A 23258-nucleotide genomic window follows, 5' to 3' on the forward strand; every position below is an offset into this window, starting at 1 on the left:
TGCCGGCAGCGCTGCCGGCGGGGTGGGTGCGCTGGGCGCGACCGGTGCCTGGGGTGCGGCCGGCGGCGGCGGCGCAGCCACCAGACGCAGCGGCGCCACGCCGACCACCACGAACAACGCGGTGATCGCCAACGAAGCCACGCGCGGCACGCTGCGGGTCTGCTGCAGGGTCAACAGGCGGCGCTTGAGACTGCGCAGGTTGGGCGAGGCGCTGGCCACGCCCACCGCAGGACGCGGCGCGACACCGAGCTGCACCAGCAGGCGGCCATAGTCATGGCGGCAATGGCCATGCCCGGCCACGACGGCACCATCGCAGGCTTCTTCGCGGGCCAGCGCGTACTCGCGGGCTGCCACGTGCACCAGCGGATGGAAGAAGAACAGATGCTGCGACACCGCCGGCAGCAGGCCCCACCACAGGTCACGGCGCTGCAGATGAATCAGCTCATGGGTCAGCGCCATGTCCAGGTCGTCGGCCGACATCGCCGGCAGCTCGCGCGCCGGCAACAGCAGCACCGGCCGCCACGGACCGATCAACTGCGGCGAGCGGATCTGCGCGGAGAGCTTCAGGCGCGGCGCACGGCGCAGGCCATGGGCTTCGGCAGCCAGCTGCAATGCCTGCTGCAGCCCGGCGTCGGTGCACTCGGTGGCGCTGCGCACCAGCGCGCGGCTGGCGCGGTAGCCCCGCAGGCTGTGCGCCACCATCAACAGCACGCCGGCGGCCCACAAGGCCAGCAGCAACGAGGGCCAGGACCACGCCATCGTCGCCGTCTCGACCGCGGCCGGCGCGTAGGCGACCGATGCCGCCTGCACGGCGGCATCGAACGCGGGCAACGCCACCGCCGGTGCCGTCATGGTGGCCGGTGCGGGCAGCACGGCCAACTCCAGCGGGCTGCTCCACACCAGGCCCAGTACCGCCTGTGCGGCCACCAGCCACCACAGGCGGCAGCGGGTGGCGGCCGGCAGCTGCGGCAGCAGGCGGCACACGCCCCACACCAGCGCCACCAGCACCGCGCTCTGCACGCTGGTCCAGCCCAGCCGCATCAACAGCTCACTCATCATCGTGTCCATGGCTCAGCCCTCCCGCTTGCGTGACTGCAACTGTGCGACCAGCGCTTCCAGCTCGGCCAGTTCCTGATCGCTGACATCCACCTTGTGCGACATGAAGGCAACGAACGGCGAGACCGAGCCCTGCAGCGTCTTCTCCACGAAGCTGGCCACGGCGCCCTGCACCACGCTGTCCTGGCCACTGGTGGTGGCATAGCGGTACACGCCGTCCACCTGCTTGCGGCTCAGGTACGACTTGGCGCGCAGGCGCTCCATCATGGTCAGCACAGTCGAGCGTGCCAGCCCACGCTGCTCGCCGAAGCCGGCGGCGACCTCCCCGACACTGGGGCGGTCCTGTTCCGCGATGTACTGCAGCAGGGCCAGTTCCTGGTCCCCGATGGTCTTGCCGCGCATGGCGCACTCCCTATGACTACACGTGTCGCCACCGTGCCAGTGACTACAGGTGTCGTCAAGTGCCGGATGGCGCGCGCCGACGAACGGTCGTTCGGCCGTGCCATTCCGCCGTGGTCACATATGTACTGCTCGCACGGATCATCGCCGCGCAGTCGGCCATGGCGTACGACCGCTACGTGGCGACGCGCCAGTTCGATGTCGCCGGGATCAACGCCGCCAGCACCCGCCGGATGTGGACCCCGGAACGGCTCAACGATGGCAGTGAGGGCGCCTGGGGAGACGGCTGGGCGGTATTGCAGGGAGCCCCGCAACGCCAGGTGGCCGGCATGGGCGGCGCGCGCTCGGCGTTCATTGCTTACCCCGACCAGGGGCTGGCCATCGTGGTGCTGACCAACCTGGTCGGGGCCAACCCGCAGAACTTCATTCCGCAGATCGCCGCGTTCTACGGCGCGGGTGCGCCGGTGCCGACCGTCAGCCGCGCGGCCCGCCCATCACCGGCAGGATCACGCCGCTGATGTAGCTGGCAGTAATCGGCGAGGCGAGGAACACGTACGCCGGCGAGAGCTCTTCCGGCTGCGCCGGTCGGCCCATGTCGCTGTCCTGGCCGAACTCGGCCACGTCCGGCGCCTTCTTGTCGGCGGGATTCAGCGGGGTCCAGACCGGGCCGGGCGCAACCGCATTGACGCGGATGCCGCGCGGCAGCAGCTGGCTGGCCAGCGCCTTGGTGAAGGCATGGATCGCGCCCTTGGTCGCCGAATAGTCCACCAGCGACTTGCTGCCGAACAGGCCGGTCTCCGAGCCGCTGTTGATGATGCAGGCGCCTTCGCCCAGGTGCGGCAGCACCGCGCGCGCCATCTGGATGTAACCGCCGATGTTGGTCTGCAGGGTTTCCTGCAGGTGCTCGTCCTCAAGGTCTTCAAGGCGGTCGCAATGCAGCTGGAAGGCGGCGTTGTTGACCAGGATGTCCACCCCACCGAACGCCTTGACCACCTGCTTGACCGCCTTGTTGCAGAACGCCGGGTCGCGCACGTCGCCGGCGATCACCAGGCAGCGGGCGCCTTCCTTCTCGACGTGCTCGCGGGTGATCTTGGCGTCCTTCTTTTCATCCAGGTGCAGCACGGCGACATCGGCGCCTTCGCGGGCGAACAGCACGGCCACCGCGCGGCCGATGCCCGAGTCGGCGCCGGTGATGATGGCGCGCTTGCCCTTGAGCTTGCCGCTGCCTTGGTAATCCGGCGCGAGGAAGCGCGGGGCCAGCTGCATCGCGTGTTCGTTGCCGGGTTTGGCCAACTGTTCGGCAGGCATCTTCTCCGGCTGGCGGCGCGGGCCTGCCTGGGTCGCCTTCTTGGTCGTGGATTTGGCGGCCTTCTTCGCCGCACGCGCGTCCTTGGCCTTTTCCTGGTCCTGCAGACGGCGCTGGCGGGCCGCCACGCGCGCAGCGCGCGGATCGGTGGCGGCGGCCTTGCGGGTCGCGGTTTTGACGACCGGGGTGCGGCTGCGCGGTTCGGCCGCGGTCGCGGCTGCTTCGGCCGGGCGCGGGCGCTTGCGGGAGGTGGGGGTCTTGGTGGTCTTACGGGTTTTGGCCGTGGCCATGCTCGACTCCTGTTGCCGGATCAGATGCGTGGATCAAACTCGAATGCGCGCCGTGTCGGGGATCCCGTGTCGGCAGTGCGCACTTCCACTATGGTCAACCGGGCGGCCAGGCACGGTGAATGGAGCGTGCCCACACCGTGTAGAGGATTCATCCGCTGCATACGGGCGCCGATGCACCCTGAGCGCAATTCCCATGGAGTACGTCGCATGCTTCGTTACCTGTCCGCGGCTGTGGCCGTCCTCGCTTTGTCCGCCTGCAGCAGCACCCCCGTCGCGCAGGTCCAGCCGATCGACGGCGTCATTTCCGGCCAGTGCCATATCGACAAGGTCCGCGGTGCGACCGGGCTGGCGGCGTCGGCGGCAACCGTCGAAAGGGCACGCGTGGACAGCGACAGCCTGGAAGTGATCGTGCTGCGCGGTCAGCGCCTGGAAAGCGGCCCGACCGCCAGCGGCGCGGTGCCATCCACCACCGGTGCGGAAAGCGGTGGCGAGCGGCTGACCATCGAAACCGGCAATACCAACAACATCACCGCGATCTATTGCGGCTGATCGCTACGCTCATCCCGCGCGGGCACGCCGGACGGTGCGCCGCGCGGCTTTGAGTACTTTCAGCGTGGCCAGTTCCCACTGGCGCTCGCCACGCAGGCCGGCAAGGGCCTTCAATGAGCCGGCCCGCCAGCCATCGAATACGCAAGGATCGATATACGCCTTGCGGCACACCGACGGTGTGTTGCCCAGCAGGTTGGCGACCTCGCATACCACCTGTTTCTGCAATGCTGCCAGCGCGCGCTCACTGGAGGGTTCGGGCAGCTCGGTCACGGCAAGCTGACGGATCGCCTCCAGCGTGCCGCCCCAGGTGCGGAAGTCCTTGGCGCTGAAATCCTCGCCCATCGCATCGTGCAGATAGTCGTTGACCATGCCCGAGTCCACCGGTTGGACCGCGCCATCGTCATCGCGATACTGGAACAGCGCCTGCCCGGGCAGCTGCTGGCAGCCACGGATCAGCTTGACCAGTTCGCGATCATCCACATCCACCTCATGCGCCTGCCCGGACTTGCCCCGGAAGCGCATCTGCGCCCGGCCGCCCTTGACCAGCGCGAGGTGGCGGTTGCGTAGCGTGGTCAGCCCGTAAGAGCGGTTGTCACGTGCATAGACTTCATTGCCAACGCGCACCAGCGTCTGTGCCAGCAGCGCCACCACGATCGCCAGCACCTTGTCGCGTGGGAAGCCGGGCAGCTTCAGATCGCGGCGCAGGCGCCGGCGCAGCGTGGGCAGGGCGGTACCAAAGGCAATGATGCGATCGAACTTGCCATCGCCCCTCACCCGCGCCCAATCAGCGTGGTAACGGTACTGCTTGCGCCCTCGCGCATCGCGGCCGGTGGCCTGCAGATGGCCGTTGGGCAGCGCGCAGATCCACACGTCGGTGTAGGCCGGCGGGATGGCCAGCGCGCGGATCCGGGCCAGGGTGGCCGCATCGCGCACCGCCGCGCCGTCGGCATCGCGGTAGGCGAAGCCCTTGCCGGCCTTGCGGCGGGCGATGCCGGGCAGTTCATCGCTGACGTAACGCAGGCCGGCCTGGCGGGCAGCGGCGGCTTCGGGGGTGACGGTGCGGCTCGGGCTCATGGACGCGACGCGGATCAGGGAAGCGCAGTGTCGCCGCTGCCGGTGCGGCACCGCGTCAATAACGCAACACAAACACCTCACACCGCGCTTGGCGATATCCTCCCCGGTTTACTGGCTCGCTTCCTGGAGTACCGATGTCGTCCTTGTCGTTCCGCCGCCTGCGGCGTTCTTTCGGGCTGATGGCCCTGTTCCCCGCCCTGTTGGTCCTCGGTGCCTGCAGCGCACCGCCCATGGACGAACAGGAAGCGGTCGCCACCGATGCACAGAAGGCCGCCGAAGCGGCTGCCGCGCCGACCGACGAAGCCGGCAAAGCCACCGAAGCCCCGCCGGTCGGCAGCTGCGATGCCACCCAGGTGCAGAGCCTGGTCGGCCAGCCCTACACCGACGAGCTCGGCAGCCAAGCCCAGCAGGATGCCGGCGCCAGCAGCCTGCGCGTGCTCAAGCCCAACGACATGACCACGATGGAGTTCATCGGCGAGCGCTTGAACGTGGAAGTGGATGCCAAAAACGTCGTGGCCGGCGTCCGTTGCGGCTGAACAGGCGCTGCGGAAACCCCTGAAACACAAGGGTTTGGTTGCGCCTGCAACCGTGTATTGCGGCGTTGCAGCAACTATGCTCTAGTCGAGTCATCCGGTGCCTCCAGATGCGCTCAACGGATTGAGCGGGGACGAGTGTCGCCGCTCACCCGACATTGAGGCAGAGATGGCCCCCCGCAACCGCCAAGGGCTTTACGACCCGCAAGATGAGCGAGATGCCTGTGGTTTCGGCATGGTCGCCCAGCTCGACGACCAGCCGTCCCGACTGCTGGTCGACACCGCTATCGCCGCGCTATCGCGCATGACCCACCGCGGCGGCGTCGCCGCCGACGGTGTCACCGGTGACGGCTGCGGCCTGTTGCTGCGCCGTCCCGACGTGTTTCTCAACGCGCTCGCCGCCGAGGCCGGCCTCACCCTTGGCGCGCGGTTCGCCGCCGGCGTGGTGTTCCTGCCGCACGAGCCCACCGCCGCACAGGCCTGCCGCGACACGCTGGAACAGCAGCTGCGCGACGCCGGCTGCCAGCCGGTCGGCTGGCGCGTGGTGCCCACCGATCCTAGCGTCTGCGGCCAGCTCGCCCGCGACACGCTGCCGCATATCGAACAGGTGTTCGTCGATGCCGGTGCCACGCAGGACGAGGCTGCCTTCACCCTGGCCCTGTTCCTGGCCCGCCGCCGCAGCGAACAGCAGCTGCGTGACCACGCCGATTACTACGTCACCACGCTCAGCCCGAATGCGATCAGCTACAAGGGCATGGTGCTGCCGGACAAGCTGAGCCGCTTCTACGTGGACCTGCAGCGCAACGACCTGGCCTCCAGTGCAATCGTGTTCCACCAGCGCTTCTCCACCAACACGCTGCCGCGCTGGCCGCTGGCGCATCCGTTCCGGATGCTCGCGCACAATGGCGAGATCAACACCATCGAGGGCAACCGCCGCTGGGCCCAGGCGCGCAGCAAGGTGTGGAAGACCCCGCGCTTCGATATCGCCGAGTTCGATCCGGTGATCTCCATGCACGGCTCGGATTCGCAGAGCCTGGACAACATGCTCGAGCTGATGGTCAGCGCCGGCATGGAGCTGATCCAGGCACTGCGCATCCTGGTGCCGCCGGCGACCCAGTCGCTGGAGTTCAAGGATCCCGACCTGGCCGCCTTCTACGAGTTCTACGGGCTCAACAGCGAGCCGTGGGATGGCCCGGCGGGCATCGTGGCCTGCGACGGTCGCTATGCTGCCTGTACCCTGGACCGCAACGGCCTGCGCCCGGCGCGCTGGATGCTCACCTCCGACCGTCACTTCCTGGTCGCCTCCGAAGCGGGCGTGTGGGAAGTGCCGGCCGAGCGCGTGGTACGCAAGGGCAAGCTGGGGCCGGGCGAGATGATGGCCATCGACCTCAAGCGCGGTGACCTGCTCGATTCGGACGCCATCGACCGTATCAACCGTGGCCGCGCGCCGTACAAGCAGTGGCTGCAGCAGGGCGTGACCTACCTGCAGACCGAGCTGATCGATCCGTCGCTGGTGGAAGAGCCCTTCGACGAGCGCACCCTGCGCAGCTACCACAAGCTGTTCCAGCTCAGCACCGAAGAGGTCGAGCAGATCCTGCGCCCGCTGGCCGAGACCGAGCAGGAAGCCACCGGCTCGATGGGCGATGACACGCCCATGGCGGTGCTGAGCCAGCACAGCCGTCCGCTCTACGATTATTTCCGCCAGGCGTTCGCGCAGGTCACCAACCCGCCGATCGATCCGCTGCGCGAAGACTGCGTCATGTCGCTGTCCACCCAGCTCGGCAAGGAGACCAACATCTTCCATGCCGGCGCGGAGACGGTGAACCACGTCATCCTCAATTCGCCGGTGCTCAGCCAGCGCAAACTGCGCCAGCTGATCAAGATGGAGCAGTACGCCGACAAGAACCGGCTGATCGATCTGTCCTACAGCCTGGACGAGGGCCTGAAGGCGGGCATCGAGCGCATCTGCGCCGAGGCTGAAACGGCTGCACGCGAAGGCATCGTCATGCTGCTGCTGAGCGACCGTTATCCGGTGGCCGACCGGCCGATGGTGCATGCCCTGCTGGCCACCAGCGCGGTGCATCACCACCTCTCCAACGCCGGGCTGCGCTGCGACGTCAACCTGATCCTGGAAACCGGCACCGCGCGCGACCCGCACCACATGGCCTGCCTGCTCGGCTTCGGTGCCACCGCGGTGTATCCGTACCTGGCCTACCAGACGCTGTTCGACCTGGGCCGGCGCGGCATCCTGCAGCTGAGCAAGGGCGGCGAGCAGTCGCAGATCGGCCGCCGCTACCGCAAGGGCATCTACAAGGGCCTGTCCAAGATCATCTCCAAGATGGGCATCTGTACCGTGGCCAGCTACCGCGGCGCGCAGCTGTTCGAGATCGTCGGGCTGGATGACGAGGTCGTGGACCTGTGCTTCCCGGACACCGCCTCGCGCGTGGCCGGCGTCGGCTTCGCCCGTCTGGACGATGAAGCGCGCGAGCTCACCGTGCGTGCCTGGAACGACCTGCTGCGCCCGGATGTCGGCGGCGTGCTGAAGTACGTGCACGGCGGCGAATACCACATGTACAACCCGGACGTGGTCATGACCCTGCAGCGCGCCGCGCGCAGTGGCGATGCCGCGGACTGGCAGCGTTACTGCGAAGCCGTGCATGGCCGGCCGGTGTCGGCGCTGCGCGACCTGCTGCAGCTCAAGGCCGCGCCCACGCCCACCCCGCTGGACCAGGTGGCCCCGGCCGAAGACCTGTTCCGCCGCTTCGATACCGCCGCGATCAGCCTCGGTGCGCTGTCGCCCGAGGCGCATGAAGCGCTGGCGATCGCGATGAATCGCCTTGGCGGCCGCAGCAACTCCGGCGAAGGCGGCGAAGACCCGGTGCGCTACGGGACCGAGAAGCGCAGCAAGATCAAGCAGGTGGCCTCGGGCCGCTTCGGCGTCACCGCCGAGTACCTGGTCAACGCCGAAGTGCTGCAGATCAAGGTCGCGCAGGGTGCCAAGCCCGGCGAAGGCGGCCAGCTGCCCGGGCACAAGGTCAACGAACTGATCGCGCGGCTGCGCTACGCCAAGCCGGGCATCGGCCTGATCTCGCCGCCGCCGCACCATGACATCTATTCCATCGAAGATCTGGCCCAGCTGATCTACGACCTCAAGCAGGTCAACCCCACCGCGCTGGTCTCCGTGAAGCTGGTCAGCCATGCCGGTGTCGGCACCATCGCCGCGGGCGTGGTGAAGGCCGGCGCCGATCTGATCACCGTGTCCGGCCATGACGGCGGCACCGGGGCCAGCCCGGTCAGTTCGATCCGCTATGCCGGCGTGCCGTGGGAACTGGGTGTGGCCGAATCGCACCAGGCACTGGTGGCCAACGATCTGCGCGGGCGTACCCTGCTGCAGACCGACGGCGGCCTGAAGACCGGCCTGGACGTGATCAAGGCCGCGCTGCTGGGCGCGGACAGCTTCGGCTTCGGCACCGCGCCGATGATCGTGCTGGGCTGCAAGTACCTGCGCATCTGCCACCTCAACAACTGCGCCACCGGCGTGGCCACCCAGGACGAGCGCCTGCGCGCGCAGTACTTCACCGGCCTGCCCGAGCGCGTGGAGAACTTCTTCCGCCTGCTGGCCGAAGAAGTGCGTGGCTGGCTGTCCTACCTGGGCGTGCGCTCGCTGGACGAGATCGTGGGCCGCACCGACCTGCTGCAGCAGCTGGACGTCTCGCCGCGCCCGGGCGTCAAGGTGGATCTGTCGCGTCTGCTCAACCCGGCCGAGTACGCCGGCAGCCACTGCGCCGCGCAGCGCCTGTACGAATCGCCGGACAGCCTGGCCACGCAGATGGATGGCCTGCTGGCCCCGGCGATCGCCGGCAAGCTCGGCGGCGAACACCGCTTCCTGATCCACAATACCGACCGCTCGATCGGCACCCGCCTGTCCGGCGAGATCGCGCGCACGCACGGCAACCAGGGCATGGCCGATGCACCGCTGACGCTGCGCTTCCGTGGCACCGCCGGGCAGAGCTTCGGCGCGTTCAACGTCGGTGGCCTGCAGCTGGAAGTGGAAGGCGAAGCCAACGACTACGTCGGCAAGGGCATGGCCGGCGGCCGCCTGGTGGTGCGTCCGCCCCGTGGCGCACGCTTCGAGGCGCGCAACACCGCGATCATCGGCAACACCTGCCTGTACGGCGCCACCGGCGGCGAGCTGTTCGCCGCGGGCCGCGCCGGCGAGCGCTTCGGCGTGCGCAACTCCGGCGCGCTGGCGGTGATCGAAGGCGCCGGTGATCACTGCTGCGAATACATGACCGACGGCATCGTGCTGGTGCTGGGCAAGGTCGGGCTCAACTTCGGCGCCGGCTTCACCGGCGGCCTGGCCTACGTGCTGGATATCGACCGTGATTTCGTGGACCGCTACAACCACGAGCTGATCGACATCCACCGCATCTCGGCCGAGGGCTTCGAGAACCATCGCCAGCATCTGCATACGCTGATCAGCCGCCACCGCGAACTGACCGGCAGCATCTGGGCGCAGCAGATCCTCGACGAGTTCCGCGATTACGTGGGCAAGTTCTGGCTGGTCAAACCCAAGGCCGCCAGCATCGAATCGCTGACCGACTCGCTGCGCCGCGCCGCCTGACCGGGGTCAAGGCGCCGGCCCCACGCCGGCGCCGCACATCCCACCGCTGTAGTGCCGGCCGCTGGCCGGCAACCTCACATTGCAGTGCCGGCCGCTGGCCGGCAACTCATCACCGCAGGGCCCACCCATGAGCCGCAAGCAAGCTTTCCAGTTCCTCGATCTGCCCCGGACGATGCCGCAGCGCATCCCGGTCGAACTGCGCACCTCTGGCGACTGGGGCGAGCTGTACGGCAAGTTCGGCAAGGAAGACGCGCAGTTCCAGGCGGGGCGCTGCCTGGATTGCGGCAACCCGTACTGCAGCTGGAAGTGCCCGGTGCACAACGCGATCCCGCAGTGGCTGCAGCTGGTGCAGGAGAACCGCATCCACGAAGCGGCCACGCTGTGCCACTCGACCAATCCGCTGCCGGAAGTGTGTGGCCGCGTGTGCCCGCAGGACCGCCTGTGCGAGGGCAGCTGCACGCTGGAGGAATTCGGCGCGGTCACGATCGGCGCGGTCGAGAAGTACATCGTGGATACCGCGCTGGCCACCGGCTGGCGCCCGGACATGAGCGCGGTGGAAGCCACCGGCAAGCGCGTGGCGGTGATCGGTGCCGGCCCGGCCGGGCTGGCGTGTGCCGACAAGCTGGCGCATGCCGGCATCCAGGCGGTGGTGTATGACCGCTACGAACAGATCGGTGGGCTGCTGCAGTTCGGCATCCCCAGTTTCAAGCTGGACAAATCGGTGATCAGCCGCCGCCGCAACGTGCTGGAGGGCATGGGCGTGCAGTTCCGCCTCGGCGTGGAGATTGGCCGCGATGTGAGCATCGATGCGCTGCTGGCCGAGTACGACGCGGTGTTCGTCGGCACCGGCGCGTACCGCTATACCGATGGTGGCCTGCTCGGCCAGGACCTCAAGGGCGTGCTGCCGGCGCTGCCGTTCCTGGTGCAGAACAGCCGCATCGTCAGTGGCAGCGACGCACACGGCCGGCCGATCGCCGGCTGGGAAGACCAGATCGCCCTGCCCGACCTGGAAGGCAAGCGCGTGGTCGTACTCGGCGGCGGCGACACCGGCATGGACTGCGTGCGCAGCGCGATCCGCCTGGGCGCGGCCAAGGTGACCTGTGCCTACCGCCGCGACGAGGCCAACATGCCCGGCTCGGCGCGCGAAGTGGCCAACGCCCGCGAGGAAGGCGTGCGCTTCCTGTTCAACCGCCAGCCGCTCTCGATCGAGGCCGGCGCGGACGATGAAGTGATCGGCGTGATGGTGGTGGAAACGCATCTGGACGAACCGGATGCACAGGGCCGCCGCAACGCGGTGCCGATCGCCGGCAGCGAATCGCTGCTGGAAGCGGACGTGGTGATCATCGCCTTCGGCTTCTCGCCGAGTGCGCCGGGCTGGCTGACCGAGCAGGGCGTGGAGGCCGGCAACAACGGCCGCATCGTGGCCGGTGGCAGTGGTCGCCTGCCGTTCCAGACCGCCCACCCGCGCCTGTTCGCTGGTGGCGATGCAGTGCGCGGCGCGGACCTGGTGGTGACGGCCGTGGCCGAGGGCCGCGACGCGGCCGGCAGCATCGTGCAGCTGCTCTCGGCGTAACGGCGCCGTTGCGATGCCGGGGTGAGGCGATGCCGGGCGCGTCGCCTCGCGCCCGGGCCCTCACGTACTGCGCGTGCGGCCGCTCAGGCGGCGCGCGATACCACCGGTACCGGCGTCTGACGCACGCCGGCGCGCTCGATCTCCAGTGCCATCAGCAGCTCGATGTTGTCCAGCTGGTCGCGGATGCGGCGGTTGCTGACCACATCATCGTGGCCGCGGCCCATGTGCGCATCGAGCATGCGCGCGAGCCCGGCCAGCAGCACCTCGGCATCGGCCTGGGGCGCCTCGCGCAGCACCATGGCCAGCGCGCGGATGCGGCGGCCCGTCTCCGAGGCGGCTGGCGAAGATGAGGAGACGGCGGGGGAAGGGGGGAGGGTCATGGCAGGGGGTTTCCTGATTGACGGACGACCACCACTGTCGGATACGGCCCCTCCCGAGACCATGCAACAACTACGAAACTGCGTGAAGACGCGTGATCTCCATCACTGTTCGACGCTTGCTTCCCCGCAACCTGGGCGGATTACACTGGCGCGGTCTCTCTCTGGACTGCCCTCATGCGCATCGGCCTGGCCGCGAACCGCCTGCACCACCACGACAAGCACGCCGCGTTGTTCCGCTGGCTGCGCGCCAGCGATACCGGCCTGCGCGAACTGGGCGTCGAGCTGCATGCGGTCGGGCGCACCTTCGATGCGATCCAGCGGCTGGGCTTCCTGCAGGACTTCGCGCCGCTGCGCCGCTACCCGAATGGGCGCGAGGGCGGCCTGATGAAGCTGGTCGCCGAGGTGGTGGGCATGGGCACGCCGGAGCGCACCTTGGACGGTGCCATCTATCTGATGGACCCGGTCGACCCGTCCTCGGTCTTTCCCGAAGCGACCGCGCTCAAGCGCCAGTGCGTGATCCACGGCAAACCCTTCATCTCCACCGTCGCCACCGCGCGCGACTGGGTGGAAGTCGAGCGCCTGCACGCCGGCCTCGCGCCGGACCCGGGCGCCGATGATCTGCACGCTTTCGAGCAGCACACGCTGGCCTTGATCGCGCACGACGCGATGAAGCCGTCGATGCTGGCCTTCGCCGACGAGCATTTCCAGGTGCTGTCACGCTTCCGCAACCGGGTCGGCACCGGCACTACCGGCCAGCGCCTCAATGAACTGGCGTGGAGCCGCGGCTGGCCACAGGGCGAGGAATGGGTGACGCGCTACCAGAGCGGCCCGATGGGCGGTGATGCGCAGATCGCCGACCGCGTGCTGGAAGGCCATTGCCAGCGCGCGATCTTCTTCGAGGACCCGCACGTGGCTCGCCAGCACGAAGCTGACATCCAGCTGCTGGAGCGTGCCGTCACCACCGTGACCGATCAGGCCGTGTGCATCACCGCGCCGCGCGTGGCGGCGCGCTGGGCGCAGGCGGCGGCGTTGCGGGAGGGGAACTGACGGAACCGTCGCACCGGTAGTGCCGGCCGCTGGCCGGCAATCGCGCGAGGGTGGGTTTGATGAGGAGCCGGCCAGCGGCCGGCACTACCCGGTAGAGCACGCGTTGCCGCGGCCGTTATGGTGTCGGGGTCAGCAGCTGCCGCAGCGTGGCCTTGAGGCGCCGCCCTTCGAGCTGGAAGTAATCCCGCTCGGCGCGCCACGCCGGGAAGCGCTTCTCCACTTCGGCCCAGAATGCCGGGGAGTGATTGGCCTGGATCAGGTGGCAGAGCTCGTGCACCAGCACGTACTCGAAGGCCGAGGGCCGCCCCAGCACCAGGGCCAGATCCAGCGCCATGCTGCCGTCCGGCGCCAGCGAGCCCCATTGCGAGGACATCACCTTCAGCCGCAGCCGCGCCGGTGCACGTGGCAGGCCGGGCAGGTAGCGCGGCAGCCACTGGCCGACGTCGGCACGCGTCTGTGCTTCATAGAACTCGCGCAGGGTGCGGCGCAGGGTGGCGTCGGTCCCGCGCGCGGGCCAGTGCAGGCAGGCACCGCGCTCGTCCACGCGCAGCGTGGCGTACCGACCGGCTTCCCAGCGCAGCGGCAGCAGTTCGCCGCGCAACGGCAGCACACCCGGCTCGCCGATCACCAGCGGTGGCGGGAGGTTGGTGGCCTGGTAGCCGCGCAGCTGTTCGGACAACCAGCCACGATGCTGCTCGAGGAAACGCTCGCCCATCACCAGGCTGGCGCGCGGCGGCAGGGTCAGCCGGACACCGCGCTCATCGACGCTGAGCTTGATCCGGCGCGCCCGCGGATCGCGCACCCGCAGCACGTCGATCTCGGCATCCTCCAGGCGCAGCCGTACCGTATCGCGCTGCAGCGTGCTGACAGCCGGCGAAATCAGGCGGCGGAGGAATCCGGACATGGGTACAGCATAGCGCCGGCCGTGACCGGCGCATGACTGGGGACTGATCGGTACCGGTCAGTCCGCCTTGCTCAGCTTGAACGCCTCTTCCAGCAGCAGGAACAGGCGGCGCACTTCGCCGCTCTGCAGGGCGAAACGGGCGTCCAGTTCGGCGCGGCGGCCGTCGTCGTCGGCGTGCTCGAGCTGGTCCAGCGCGCCATCCAGGAACTTCAGCTTGCGCACGATCAGGTCATCGCCCAGCACGAAGGACAGGTTGTCCTCGAACACCAAGGCGAGCTTGGTGACCTGCTTGCCGGCATCCAGGTGCTTGTCGATCTCGTCGCAGCGCAGTTCCTGGTGCTGGCACTTGACCACCGCGCCGCCCTCGGCCGGGTCCTTCATCTCGCACTCTTCGCCCAGGCTCAGCCCGGTCGGCAGGGGTTCGCCGGCGATCCAGCCGGTCAGGATCGAGCGCGGGGCGACTTCGGCGTTCAACGGCATCGCCGGGAAGCTGCCGAGCAGGCCGCGGATGTCGGACATCATGTTCTCGCCCTTCTTGCTGCTCGAACAGTCCACCGCCACGTAGCCATGGGTCAGGTCGATCAGCGCGTCGGTACGCGAGCTCTTCACGAAGGCGCGCGGCATCAGTTCGTGCAGCAGATCGTCCTTCATGCGCTTGCGCTCGCGGCCGCCGGGCTTGCGGCCTTCCTTCTCTTCGATGTCCTCGAGCTTGCGGGCGAGCAGATCATTGACCACCGCGCCCGGCAGGATCTTGTCCTCACCGCCGACGGTCAGCCACAGCGCATCGCCGACGCGGTGCGAGAACACGGCCTTTTCTTCACGGCCGAACGGCGAGATGAAGCCGCGCGAATTCATTTCAAGCGGACCGACCGGCTTGAGCAGTACCTGCGGCAGCAGGGTGTCCACGTCGGAAAAATCGGTGGCGGTCGGGAAGCGGAACAGCGTCAGGTTGCGAAAGAACATGGACGTCCAGAGTAAGAGCGTGAAAGGGAGGGCGGGCGCACCGGCGTGGCTCAGGCCGGGCCAGGGGCGTGCCCGGGGTCGTGGGCAGTGCCGGCCCAGGCCGGCGGGTCGGGCAACGGGGCGGCCGCGGCGCGCCCCAGTGCCATGAAATCAAACAGCGCCGGATCGGCCAGCTGCGAGGGGTGGATGTTGCCCAGCGCGCGTGCGATCTGGTCGATGCGGCCGGGCTGGTCGCGCTCCCACTGCTGCAGCATCTGCTCCACCTGGCGGCGCTGCAGGGTGTCCTGGCTGCCACACAGCGTGCAGGGAATGATCGGGAACGCACGCGCCTGTGCGTAGGCGCTGATGTCCGCTTCGCTGACGTAGGCAAGCGGGCGGATCACGATGTGTTGGCCGTCGTCGCTGCGCAGCTTGGGCGGCATCGCCGAGAGCTTGGCGTGGTGGAACAGGTTGAGGAAGAACGTGGCCACGCTGTCGTCGCGGTGGTGGCCCAGCGCGATCTTGGTGAAGCCGTGTTCGGCCGCATGCCGGTACAGCGCACCACGGCGCAGACGCGAGCACAGCGAACACATCGTACGGCCTTCCGGGATCACCCGGCTGACCACCGAATAGGTGTCCTGCTCGATGATCTGGAACGGCACGCCGATCGAGGCCAGGTAGGTGGGCAGCACCTGCTCGGGAAAGCCGGGCTGCTTCTGGTCCAGGTTCACCGCGACCAGTTCGAACGGTACCGGCGCTTTTTTCTGCAGCTGCAACAGGATGTCGAGCAGGGTGTAACTGTCCTTGCCACCGGACAGGCACACCATCACTTTGTCGCCGGCCTCGATCATGCCGAAGTCGGCGATGGCCTGGCCCACCTGGCGCCGCAGCTGCCGTGCCAGGCGGTCCTGCATGCCGCCGGGCGCGCGCGGATCGCGGGCGCGCGGGACGGGATCGGGCAGGCGGATGACGGCAGCGCTCATCCCTTCATTCTACCGGCTGGGGCGCACCCTCACAGGTGCCAGGAAGTGACTGCGTTCACTCCCGGCGGTCATCCCGGATGTGTATGCTCGGAGCCTGTGGACACCATGACACCCACCGATATCAGTGCCCGCCTTGCCGTGCTCCGGCAGGAGCATCGTGCGCTGGATGACCAGATTCTGCGCATGGCCGCCAATGGCGACGACGAGCTGGAAGCCAAGCGCCTGAAGCGGCGCAAGCTGCAGTTGAAGGACTGCATCGCCAAGCTGGAAGACATGCTGATTCCAGACGAACCGGCGTAGCGCCGACCGTTGGTCGGCTGCTGTTGCTCCCGATCCCCACCGATGTCCCAAGGGTAGAGCCGACCGTTGGTCGGCTGCTGTTGCTCCCGGCGGCATGAACCCCTGGCGTGAGGCTTCGGACGGTGGTCAGCGTCGGTCAGCCGGGGCACGCCGTGTTGCCCGGTCTCCGGACGCTTGTGCCGCGCTTGCGCGCGGGTACCGACCAACGGTCGGTACCTACGAATTGCTGGCGAACGCAACAAGATCCGGATACGTCCGGATGCGCCCGATGCGGCCGGATACGTCGGATCGACGATGTGCCGTCGTCAATCCGTGCTGACCGGCTCTTCCGGCTTTGCCGCTTCCGGGCTGACGCGCTCGATGGTGTGGCGCAGTTCGCGGCCGAGGATGAACTTCGCATCCTTGGCCCACGCATCCAGGCGCGCATCGAACAGCAGCTTGCTGTTTTCATCCGGCCACACCAGGCGCAGCTCGCGCAGCTTCTGGATGAAGCCGCGGAACAGGGTGCGGTCGAAGAATTCCGGCGCGGCCGGCGCGTAGAGCAGGCTCAGGCGCTGCGCGGCCTGCTGGCAGAGGCTTTCCAGCTCGGCTGCGCCCAGCGTGCCCGGGCCGTTCTTCACCAGCACCGAGATCGCGATGTAATAACGCTCGAACGCCTGCTGCAGCGAATGGCCGATCGCACGCAGGCGGAAGACTTCATCGGTCTGCCCGGTGTTGCGCGCCAGGATGCCGCCGTCGTCGTCGTTGATGTTCTGCAGCAGCCCTTCGCGCACGAACACGTTGATGGTCTGCTCGATGCGCTGGGCGAACTCGTCTTCGGTCCACGGCAGGAACAGCTCGGCCTGCAGGAACGGGTACACCGTACGGCCCAGCTGGACCAGCCCGGTGCGGCTCATGCGGCGGTTGTTCTGGAAGCAGCAGGCCACCCACGAGGAGGCGGTGAACAGATGGATGACGTTGTTGCGGAAGTAGCTCAGCAGCACCGCGGTATCGCCGCTCACACTGAGCACATCGCCGAGCGGATGCTTGATGCGGGTGAGGACATTGATCTCCTCGGCGTGGGCGATGATCCGCTCCGGCGAGTGCGGAGTGACCGTCACCCGGTCCGAGTACGGCATCTCCACCAGCAGGGTCTTGCACAGTTCGATCTGCGCGATCAGGTCCGCCTCGCCCATCGCATGCTTGGGCGTGGACAGCAGCGCCAGCGCGAGCAGGTTGATCGGATTGACGTCGGCGGCGCCGTTGATATGCACCTGGATGCGTTCGGCCAGGTGATCCACCGTGCCGGACAGCCACGAGGGCTTCTCGTCTTCGCCGACCGGCTGGCCGTTCCACTCCGGTGCACGCTGGGCGAGCACGTCGTTGAGCGCGATCGGCTCGCCGAAGTTCACCACCACCTGACCGTAGTTCTGTTTGAGCACCTTCGGGATCGACCACAGCAGCGACCAGATCGATTCCTTCTCCTTCGGCCGGCCGGACAGTTCGTCCAGGTAGCTGCCGCCTTCCATCAGCTTTTCATAGCCGATGTAGACCGGCTGGAACAGCACCGGCTTGCGCGGCTGGCGCAGGAACGCGCGCAGCGTCATCGAGATCATGCCGCCCTTGGGCTGCAGCAGGCGCCCGGTGCGCGAGCGGCCGCCTTCGACGAAGTACTCGATCGAGTAACCGCCGGCGACCAGTTGCGCCACGTATTCGCTGAGCACCGCCGAGTACAGCGCGTTGCCGCGGATCGAACGGCGGATGAAGAACGCACCGCCTTTGCGCAGCAGCGTACCGACCACCGGCAGGTTCAGGTTGATGCCGGCCACGATGTGCGGCGGCACGATGCCGCGGTCGTACAGCAGGTAGGACAGCAGCAGGTAATCCATGTGGCTGCGGTGGCTGGGCACGTAGACCACTTCGTGCCCGGGCGCGGCGGCCTTGAACTTGTCCAGGTGGTGGACCAGCACGCCGGCGTAGATGCGGTTCCAGACATGGCTGAGCATGAAGCTGGCCGAACGCACCACCGGACTGGAGTAGTCCGCGGCGATTTCCCACGCGTAGGCGTGGGCTTTCTTCCAGGCGTCGGCCGGCTTGGAGTTGTCGCGCTTGGCCTGCGAGGCGATCGCTTCGCGCACGGTGTCCGCGTCGAGCACCTTGTCCACCAGCAGGCGGCGGGTCGACAGGTCCGGCCCGATCACCGATTCGCGGATGCGGCGGAAATGGGTGCGCAGCACCCGCTGCAGCTTGCGCACGGTGCGCTCGGGGTCCAGCCCCTCATCGACCGTGGTGCGCAGCGAGATCGGCGGGGCGAAGCGCACGATCGTGCTGCGGCCGTTGAGCAGCACCGCGAGCAGGCGACGGAAACGACCCACCAGGGCCCAGTTTTCCGAGAACAGCACCGCGAACCAGCCGCTCTGCTTGTCCGGCGCGCGGCCGACGAAGATCGACACCGGCACCAGGTGCACGTCCAGCTCGCCGCGGGCGCGGTGCGCCTGCAGGACCTTGGCCAGCGAGTCGGAGTGGGTCTTGGCCCCGCGCTGCTCGGGGATCAGCGAGTTGCTGCTGCTCCGGCGCGACAGGGCCAGGTAGGCGCGCTTGCGCCCGGTCGGATCACCGGCGATGGGCACCAGCGGGGACGGCAGGCCGGCCTCGCGGCAGGCCTTGTCCAGGATCAGCGCGTTGGACAGACCGTAGTCCTCCAGCACGTAGACCACCGGCCGGCCATCGTTGTACTGGCCGGGATGTTCGGGTTCGATCTTCAGCGACAGCCACGGCTCGACCAGACGGCCAAGCAGGCGCGACCACCACGGCGGGCGGCCGCTGGGCGCACGGGTGCCGGGCACGATCGCCGACGGCACGATGGCCGCCGGCTCCGCATCGACGGCAACGGCCTCCGCGGGCGCGCCAGCGACCGGCGGAACCGGAGCGGCAGCACCGTCGGACGGCACGGTAGCGGGCGACGAGGACGTGGCGTCCGGCGTCTTGGGCGGCTCTTCGCCGGGGAAAGGCAGGGGATTCTGGTTCGGCATCGGCTTCATTATGGCTTAGCCGATGCGGAAGCATCGTCCTTGACCGCTGCAGCGGCTTCTGCCTCGGCCGCCTGGCGGGCGTCATGTTCAGCTTGTGCGGCGTCGGCGGCCTGCAGCAGCGCGTCGGTGTCTTCCAGCGTGCGGGTCACATACCAGTGGCCTTCGCGCCGGGTCATCCGCACCTGCGCTTCGATCTGCTCGCCGGCCAACGTGTACTGGATGCGCACCAGGGCGTCGTCGCCGAGCTCGGAGGTCAGCTCGCCGCGCAGCCCGGTCAGCGCCTCATCCAGGGACAGCCCGTAGCTGGCCAGGGCCGTCTTGAAGGCTTTGATGAAGGGACTCAGCCGGCGCAGGCTCTCTTCCATGCCGGCCGCCTGCAGCTCCGCATCGGTGGACAGCCCGGCGGTGCGCGCGGTGGCCGTCAGCAGGGTGATGGTGGTCCTGGCCCGCTGCTTGTCCGTCAGTGGCGCGGCGGCAGCCCAGCGGCTCAGCGCGTTCACCACCTGGGTGTAATGGGCGCGCTCGCTGTCGCTGTACTCGCTCTGGTTGCGCAGGTACTGCTCGCCGAACAGTCCCATCGAGTGGGCAGCCTGGCGGACCTGGGTCGCCTGGCCGGCGATCTGGGTATCGAACGAGCGCTGCAGCCGCTGCGGCGCATCCGGCCGCGACAGCGCGGCCAGCATCGGCAGCAACTGCCCATCCAGCGGCAGCTCGGTCAGCGGCCAGCGGCTGTGGCCCTGGCTCCACGCGCCCTGCAGGCGTGCGTACTGGCTCGGCGGCACCGCTGCCTTGGCGTACCCGACCAGATCGTTGTCGGCGACCCGCTGGGCCAGCTGTTGCAGGGCCGCGACCGGCTCGGACGCCGGCGCGTCCGGATCGATCTGCTTGTCCTTGCAGGCACTGAGCAGCACCAACCCGCACAGGGCCAGCGCCAACACCTGCCCTCGGTACTGCCACGGCTTCAACGACATGGACATGAATTCGGACTCCCCGGACCGGTCCGCATCTTGCGGCCTGTTCGGTGACAGCGGCAAGCCGGCAGACCTGCCGACCCTGCGCTTTATGCGCAAGCCCTTGAATGTACAGAAAAACCGGCGGTGACGGGGCCGCTCCGCCCCGTCACTGCCTCAGCGCGCGGCGAGCGCCTGGGCGATCTCGGCCTGGATCGCGCGGGCGGCGGCCTGCGGGTCGCTGGCGAGCCGGATCGGGCGACCGACCACGATCGCGTCGGCGCCGTCGGCAAAGGCCTGGGCCACGCCCACGGTGCGCTTCTGGTCATCACCGACCGGGCCACCGGGGCGGATCCCAGGGCACACGATCGAGAAGCCGGCGCCGGTGGCCGCGCGGATCGGGCCGGCCTCCTGGCCGGAGGCGATCACGCCATCGATGCCGGCGGCCTGGGCGGCCAGCGCGCGCTCGACCACCACCTCCACCGGCTCGCGGTCGATGCCCATGCCGGCCAGGTCGCTGCGGCCCATCGAGGTCAGCACGGTCACCGCCAGCAGGCGCATGTCGCTGCCGTTGGCGGCCGCGCAGGCTTCCATCATCGCCGGGTGCCAGCCATGGATGGTGGCGTAGCTCACCGGCCACTGCGACAGCCGCTTGATCACCGCAGCGGCAGTGGCGGGGATGTCGAAGAACTTCAGGTCGACGAACACGCGCTTGTCGCGCGCAGCCAGCGCATCGAGCACCTCGAAGTACTCGCCGGAGGCCAGCAGTTCCATGCCGATCTTGTAGAACGACACCGCGTCGCCCAGGCGATCGACCCAGGCCAGCGCGTCATCGCGGCCGGGCACGTCGAGCGCGAAGATCAGGCGCTCGTCGTCCCGCAGCGGCAGCGGCGCGAGGCTCACGGTGCGTAATCCAGCGCGGCGCGCTTGGCGTCGTGGCGGGCCTGGCGCGACTGGCTGTAATCGTTGTTGAACTGGGCCGGCTCGAAGCCGCCGTAGGTCGGGTTGGGCAGCATCCACCAGCGCTCGCCGAACCAGTCGTGGTACTGCTGCAGCAGCGCGTCACGGCCGTCGTTGGTGTTGGCGGTGACTTCCACGAAGTCGCCCAGCTGGTCGCCGAACTGCATCAGCACGCGGTACTTCTGGCCGGCCAGGCGGCGGCGGCAGTTCTTCTCGCTGCCGGCCTGCTCGCAGCCGTCCACCACGGTGCCCAGGCCGAGGAACACGCTGTCGTCGGCCACCGGCAGGCCCTGCTCGCGCAGGTTGGCCAGGGTGGCCTCCTTGAGATGCACGGCGCGGTTGGAGATGTACAGCAGGGTCACGCCCTTGGCGTTGGCCGCCTTGGCGAAATCGACCACACCCGGAATCGCCTTGGCCTTCTTTTCGGCCACCCACTGGTCCCAGCTCAGCTCGTCGTACTCCTTGCCATCGCGCACCAGGCGCGCCTGGTAGGGCGAGTTGTCCAGCACGGTTTCATCCACGTCCAGCACCACGGCCGGCTTCAGGCCCTTGGCGGCGTTGCCGCGTTCTTCCGGCACCAGCGCGTCCCAGTTGGCTTCCTTCAGCGCCGTGTCCAGGTGATCGGCGGCGGCGCGGTAGGTCTGCTCGGTGATCGCGCGGTATTCCTGCGCGCGCTGCATCCACAGCACGGCATTGAGGTTGTCATTGGCGGCCACGGCGGCATCGCCGGTGGCGGCCGGGGCGCTCGCGGCAGCCGCAGCGGCCGGCGGGGCGGCATCGGCCGGGGTTTCGGTGCGCTTGCAGGCACTCAGTGCCAGCACGGCACAGGCAAGCACGGACAGGGAAACAGCACTACGACGCATGGCATTCACCGGCAACAGATTCGCGCCAGTTTACCGGCTTGTCCGGCGGCATTCATGCGCAAGCCAGGGCTCGGCTATGCTGCACGCCCCTGAAACACCCCGGGGCGCCCCATGACCGACGACACCCAGACCCCTGCCCTGCCCGTGCTGAGCACGGCCCAGGCCCGCGCGTTGGGCTGCCTGATCGAGAAGGAGGCGACCACCCCGGACGCCTACCCGCTCACGGTCAACGCCGCGCAGGTGGCGGCCAACCAGAAGACCGCGCGCGAGCCGGTGATGGCCCTGTCCGCCGGTGATGTGCACCATGCGCTGCGCCAGCTGGAAAGCATGGGCCTGGCCCGCCAGCAGTTTTCCTCGCGCGCCGAGCGCTACGAGCATCGCGCCGGCAGTGCGCTGGACCTGACCCGGCAACAGCTGGCCATCGTGGGCCTGTTGCTGCTGCGCGGCCCGCAGACGGTGAACGAACTGCTGACCCGCAGCGAGCGGCTGTTCCAGTTCCAGGACGCGGAGGAGCTGCGCCACCACATCGAGCGCATGATCCAGCGCGGTCTGGCGGTGCAGCTGCCGCGCGCCAGCGGCCAGCGTGAGGACCGCTACATGCACCTGCTGGGTGGCCCGGTGGATGTGCAGGCCCTGGCGGAGAGCTACAAGGGGTCTTCGTCGAGCGGCGGCGGTGGTGGCGGCAGCCCGGCGCTGGAAGCGCGCGTGCATCAGCTGGAGGCCACGGTGGCCGAGCTGCAGGAGCAACTGGCGGAATTGCGCGCGCAATTGGGCGGGTGAGGGGCAGCCGACCAACGGTCGGCTCTACCTGTGTCGCTGATTGATTCGCTGGTGACGGGCAGCCGGCCAACGGTCGGCTCTACCGGCGGGTGGGTGTGGCGCCGTGCACGTCGCCGGTGTCAGGGCGCCGGTGCGCCGGGGGTGGCGAACAGCAGCACCACCTCCTCGTGTGGCGGCGGCAGCAGCAGGTCGCCACGATCCTCCATGCCCAGCTTGCGCAGCAGCGCGGCCGAGCGCACGTTGTCCGGGGACACGATGCCGTACAGATCGGTGTGACCGAGCACATCGCGCGCGTAGTGCATCACCCCGCGCGCGGCCTCGAACGCGTAGCCGTGGCCTTCGTACTGCGAGAGCAGTGCATAGCCGATATCCGGGGCCGGCAGCCCGGCGCGCCGGACCAGGCCGGCATTGCCCAACCATGCGCCGTCTTCGCGGCGGACGATGGCGTACATGCCAAAGCCGTTGAGCGTGTAGCTGCCCAGCACGCGCTCGGCGGTGTAGTCGCGCGCCTGCGCCAGGGTGCGTACGCCGCGGTCGGCGATGTTGCGGATGAAGCCCGGCTCGTTGAGCAGGGCCAGCATGTCGGCGGCATCGTGGTCAGGATCGATCAGGCGCAGGTGCAAACGGTCGGTCTGGATCACGGCGGACATGCGGGTACCGGTGAAAGGTGATACCTCGATTGTGCAATGCGCGCCGCGAACACGGTAGAGCCGACCGTTGGTCGGCTGCGCTTC

The 23258-nt window shown here is 68.6% G+C and carries 22 protein-coding genes; 9 read left to right on the plus strand and 13 right to left on the minus strand.

Annotated features, from left to right (window positions below; genetic code table 11):
• Together HMPREF3113_RS11635 and HMPREF3113_RS11640 are read right to left on the minus strand one after the other, a co-directional pair.
• Positions 1 to 1068: M56 family metallopeptidase (locus HMPREF3113_RS11635; protein ID WP_217628708.1), on the minus strand; the 1068-nt coding region annotated here is incomplete at its 3' end.
• A 3-nt stretch (positions 1069 to 1071) separates the two neighbouring features.
• Positions 1072 to 1458: a BlaI/MecI/CopY family transcriptional regulator gene (locus HMPREF3113_RS11640; RefSeq protein WP_070472651.1), complete on the minus strand. Its 387-nt coding sequence runs from the start codon at positions 1456 to 1458 to the stop codon at positions 1072 to 1074.
• A 110-nt stretch (positions 1459 to 1568) separates the two neighbouring features.
• Here HMPREF3113_RS11640 and HMPREF3113_RS11645 point away from each other — a divergent pair, with 110 nt between their 5' ends.
• Positions 1569 to 1973 carry a serine hydrolase domain-containing protein gene (locus HMPREF3113_RS11645; RefSeq protein WP_139146360.1) on the plus strand — a complete coding sequence of 135 codons (405 nt, stop codon included), beginning with the start codon at positions 1569 to 1571 and terminating at the stop codon, positions 1971 to 1973.
• On the opposite strand, the gene HMPREF3113_RS11650 is transcribed toward HMPREF3113_RS11645, so the two are convergent.
• Positions 1930 to 3051, minus strand: coding sequence for an SDR family oxidoreductase (locus HMPREF3113_RS11650; RefSeq protein WP_070472659.1), 1122 nt, complete (start codon positions 3049 to 3051; stop codon positions 1930 to 1932). The two genes, HMPREF3113_RS11645 and HMPREF3113_RS11650, sit on opposite strands and share 44 nt — an antisense overlap.
• Positions 3052 to 3258: 207 nt before the next feature.
• Here HMPREF3113_RS11650 and HMPREF3113_RS11655 point away from each other — a divergent pair, with 207 nt between their 5' ends.
• A complete protein-coding gene (locus HMPREF3113_RS11655; RefSeq protein ID WP_019184131.1) occupies positions 3259 to 3600 on the plus strand; it encodes a hypothetical protein in 342 nt (113 codons plus the stop codon).
• A 9-nt stretch (positions 3601 to 3609) separates the two neighbouring features.
• Here the strand turns inward: HMPREF3113_RS11655 and HMPREF3113_RS11660 are convergent, their stop codons facing one another.
• Complete coding sequence (locus HMPREF3113_RS11660) at positions 3610 to 4674, minus strand: DNA topoisomerase IB (protein ID WP_019184130.1); 1065 nt, start codon at positions 4672 to 4674, stop codon at positions 3610 to 3612.
• Positions 4675 to 4853: 179 nt separating this feature from the next.
• On the opposite strand from HMPREF3113_RS11660, the gene HMPREF3113_RS11665 reads away from it, so the two are divergent.
• The 3 genes from HMPREF3113_RS11665 (at position 4854) to HMPREF3113_RS11675 (ending at position 11404) form a co-directional block, all read left to right on the plus strand.
• On the plus strand, positions 4854 to 5210 hold the full coding sequence (locus HMPREF3113_RS11665; protein ID WP_254427818.1) for an I78 family peptidase inhibitor: 357 nt from the start codon (positions 4854 to 4856) through the stop codon (positions 5208 to 5210).
• Positions 5211 to 5376: 166 nt separating this feature from the next.
• Positions 5377 to 9831, plus strand: a complete 4455-nt coding sequence (gene gltB / locus HMPREF3113_RS11670; RefSeq protein ID WP_070472663.1) for a glutamate synthase large subunit — start codon at positions 5377 to 5379, stop codon at positions 9829 to 9831.
• A gap of 127 nt (positions 9832 to 9958) precedes the next feature.
• A complete protein-coding gene (locus HMPREF3113_RS11675; protein WP_070472666.1) occupies positions 9959 to 11404 on the plus strand; it encodes an FAD-dependent oxidoreductase in 1446 nt (481 codons plus the stop codon).
• Between the two features lie 83 nt (positions 11405 to 11487).
• Here HMPREF3113_RS11675 and HMPREF3113_RS11680 read toward each other — a convergent pair whose 3' ends face one another.
• Positions 11488 to 11784 (minus strand): hypothetical protein, encoded by a 297-nt coding sequence (locus tag HMPREF3113_RS11680; RefSeq protein WP_070472669.1) that lies wholly within the window; start codon positions 11782 to 11784, stop codon positions 11488 to 11490.
• Between the two features lie 174 nt (positions 11785 to 11958).
• Between HMPREF3113_RS11680 and HMPREF3113_RS11685 the strand changes: the two genes are divergently transcribed.
• A complete protein-coding gene (locus tag HMPREF3113_RS11685; RefSeq protein WP_070472673.1) occupies positions 11959 to 12831 on the plus strand; it encodes a methylglyoxal synthase in 873 nt (290 codons plus the stop codon).
• A 115-nt stretch (positions 12832 to 12946) separates the two neighbouring features.
• Here the strand turns inward: HMPREF3113_RS11685 and HMPREF3113_RS11690 are convergent, their stop codons facing one another.
• Genes HMPREF3113_RS11690 through ttcA form a run of 3 tightly spaced genes read right to left on the minus strand, consistent with a single transcriptional unit; the run spans position 12947 to position 15660 of the window.
• Entirely contained in the window at positions 12947 to 13735 is a 789-nt protein-coding gene (locus HMPREF3113_RS11690) for a M48 family metallopeptidase (RefSeq protein ID WP_070472676.1), read from the minus strand.
• Positions 13736 to 13792: 57 nt separating this feature from the next.
• Positions 13793 to 14698, minus strand: coding sequence for a recombination-associated protein RdgC (locus tag HMPREF3113_RS11695; protein ID WP_070472680.1), 906 nt, complete (start codon positions 14696 to 14698; stop codon positions 13793 to 13795).
• Positions 14699 to 14748: 50 nt separating this feature from the next.
• The gene (gene ttcA / locus HMPREF3113_RS11700) at positions 14749 to 15660 is read right to left on the minus strand and encodes a tRNA 2-thiocytidine(32) synthetase TtcA (protein WP_070472683.1); all 912 of its coding nucleotides are present in this window, start codon (positions 15658 to 15660) and stop codon (positions 14749 to 14751) included.
• 96 nt (positions 15661 to 15756) lie between these two features.
• Between ttcA and HMPREF3113_RS11705 the strand changes: the two genes are divergently transcribed.
• Positions 15757 to 15960 (plus strand): YdcH family protein, encoded by a 204-nt coding sequence (locus tag HMPREF3113_RS11705; RefSeq protein ID WP_070472686.1) that lies wholly within the window; start codon positions 15757 to 15759, stop codon positions 15958 to 15960.
• A gap of 305 nt (positions 15961 to 16265) precedes the next feature.
• Here the strand turns inward: HMPREF3113_RS11705 and plsB are convergent, their stop codons facing one another.
• Together plsB and HMPREF3113_RS11715 are read right to left on the minus strand one after the other, a co-directional pair.
• Positions 16266 to 18980: a glycerol-3-phosphate 1-O-acyltransferase PlsB gene (plsB, locus tag HMPREF3113_RS11710; protein WP_019184120.1), complete on the minus strand. Its 2715-nt coding sequence runs from the start codon at positions 18978 to 18980 to the stop codon at positions 16266 to 16268.
• Positions 18980 to 19948 (minus strand): hypothetical protein, encoded by a 969-nt coding sequence (locus tag HMPREF3113_RS11715; protein WP_070472689.1) that lies wholly within the window; start codon positions 19946 to 19948, stop codon positions 18980 to 18982. The genes plsB and HMPREF3113_RS11715 overlap by 1 nt, the downstream gene beginning before the upstream one ends.
• Between HMPREF3113_RS11715 and HMPREF3113_RS19115 the strand changes: the two genes are divergently transcribed.
• Positions 19947 to 20072, plus strand: coding sequence for a hypothetical protein (locus tag HMPREF3113_RS19115; protein WP_261798221.1), 126 nt, complete (start codon positions 19947 to 19949; stop codon positions 20070 to 20072). The genes HMPREF3113_RS11715 and HMPREF3113_RS19115 overlap by 2 nt on opposite strands.
• A 26-nt stretch (positions 20073 to 20098) precedes the next feature.
• On the opposite strand, the gene pyrF is transcribed toward HMPREF3113_RS19115, so the two are convergent.
• A complete protein-coding gene (gene pyrF, locus HMPREF3113_RS11720; protein WP_070472694.1) occupies positions 20099 to 20824 on the minus strand; it encodes an orotidine-5'-phosphate decarboxylase in 726 nt (241 codons plus the stop codon).
• Positions 20821 to 21753 carry a 5'-nucleotidase, lipoprotein e(P4) family gene (locus tag HMPREF3113_RS11725; RefSeq protein ID WP_139146361.1) on the minus strand — a complete coding sequence of 311 codons (933 nt, stop codon included), beginning with the start codon at positions 21751 to 21753 and terminating at the stop codon, positions 20821 to 20823. The genes pyrF and HMPREF3113_RS11725 overlap by 4 nt, the downstream gene beginning before the upstream one ends.
• Positions 21754 to 21855: 102 nt before the next feature.
• Between HMPREF3113_RS11725 and HMPREF3113_RS11730 the strand changes: the two genes are divergently transcribed.
• On the plus strand, positions 21856 to 22524 hold the full coding sequence (locus HMPREF3113_RS11730; RefSeq protein WP_070472695.1) for a YceH family protein: 669 nt from the start codon (positions 21856 to 21858) through the stop codon (positions 22522 to 22524).
• Between the two features lie 119 nt (positions 22525 to 22643).
• On the opposite strand, the gene HMPREF3113_RS11735 is transcribed toward HMPREF3113_RS11730, so the two are convergent.
• On the minus strand, positions 22644 to 23174 hold the full coding sequence (locus HMPREF3113_RS11735; protein ID WP_070472700.1) for a GNAT family N-acetyltransferase: 531 nt from the start codon (positions 23172 to 23174) through the stop codon (positions 22644 to 22646).
• Positions 23175 to 23258: the final 84 nt, after the last annotated feature.

The organism is Stenotrophomonas sp. HMSC10F06 (assembly GCF_001807865.1).
Taxonomy (GTDB): Bacteria; Pseudomonadota; Gammaproteobacteria; order Xanthomonadales; family Xanthomonadaceae; genus Stenotrophomonas; species Stenotrophomonas bentonitica_A.

Coding starts and splice junctions, on each gene's coding strand:
- HMPREF3113_RS11640 (WP_070472651.1), bottom strand. CDS start 1,458: ATGCGCGGCAAGACCATCGGGGACCAGGAACTGGCCCTGCTGCAGTAC.
- HMPREF3113_RS11650 (WP_070472659.1), bottom strand. CDS start 3,051: ATGGCCACGGCCAAAACCCGTAAGACCACCAAGACCCCCACCTCCCGC.
- HMPREF3113_RS11655 (WP_019184131.1), top strand. CDS start 3,259: ATGCTTCGTTACCTGTCCGCGGCTGTGGCCGTCCTCGCTTTGTCCGCC.
- HMPREF3113_RS11660 (WP_019184130.1), bottom strand. CDS start 4,674: ATGAGCCCGAGCCGCACCGTCACCCCCGAAGCCGCCGCTGCCCGCCAG.
- HMPREF3113_RS11665 (WP_254427818.1), top strand. CDS start 4,854: ATGGCCCTGTTCCCCGCCCTGTTGGTCCTCGGTGCCTGCAGCGCACCG.
- gltB (WP_070472663.1), top strand. CDS start 5,377: ATGGCCCCCCGCAACCGCCAAGGGCTTTACGACCCGCAAGATGAGCGA.
- HMPREF3113_RS11675 (WP_070472666.1), top strand. CDS start 9,959: ATGAGCCGCAAGCAAGCTTTCCAGTTCCTCGATCTGCCCCGGACGATG.
- HMPREF3113_RS11680 (WP_070472669.1), bottom strand. CDS start 11,784: ATGACCCTCCCCCCTTCCCCCGCCGTCTCCTCATCTTCGCCAGCCGCC.
- HMPREF3113_RS11685 (WP_070472673.1), top strand. CDS start 11,959: ATGCGCATCGGCCTGGCCGCGAACCGCCTGCACCACCACGACAAGCAC.
- HMPREF3113_RS11690 (WP_070472676.1), bottom strand. CDS start 13,735: ATGTCCGGATTCCTCCGCCGCCTGATTTCGCCGGCTGTCAGCACGCTG.
- HMPREF3113_RS11695 (WP_070472680.1), bottom strand. CDS start 14,698: ATGTTCTTTCGCAACCTGACGCTGTTCCGCTTCCCGACCGCCACCGAT.
- ttcA (WP_070472683.1), bottom strand. CDS start 15,660: ATGAGCGCTGCCGTCATCCGCCTGCCCGATCCCGTCCCGCGCGCCCGC.
- plsB (WP_019184120.1), bottom strand. CDS start 18,980: ATGAAGCCGATGCCGAACCAGAATCCCCTGCCTTTCCCCGGCGAAGAG.
- HMPREF3113_RS19115 (WP_261798221.1), top strand. CDS start 19,947: ATGAATTCGGACTCCCCGGACCGGTCCGCATCTTGCGGCCTGTTCGGT.
- HMPREF3113_RS11715 (WP_070472689.1), bottom strand. CDS start 19,948: ATGTCCATGTCGTTGAAGCCGTGGCAGTACCGAGGGCAGGTGTTGGCG.
- HMPREF3113_RS11730 (WP_070472695.1), top strand. CDS start 21,856: ATGACCGACGACACCCAGACCCCTGCCCTGCCCGTGCTGAGCACGGCC.
- HMPREF3113_RS11735 (WP_070472700.1), bottom strand. CDS start 23,174: ATGTCCGCCGTGATCCAGACCGACCGTTTGCACCTGCGCCTGATCGAT.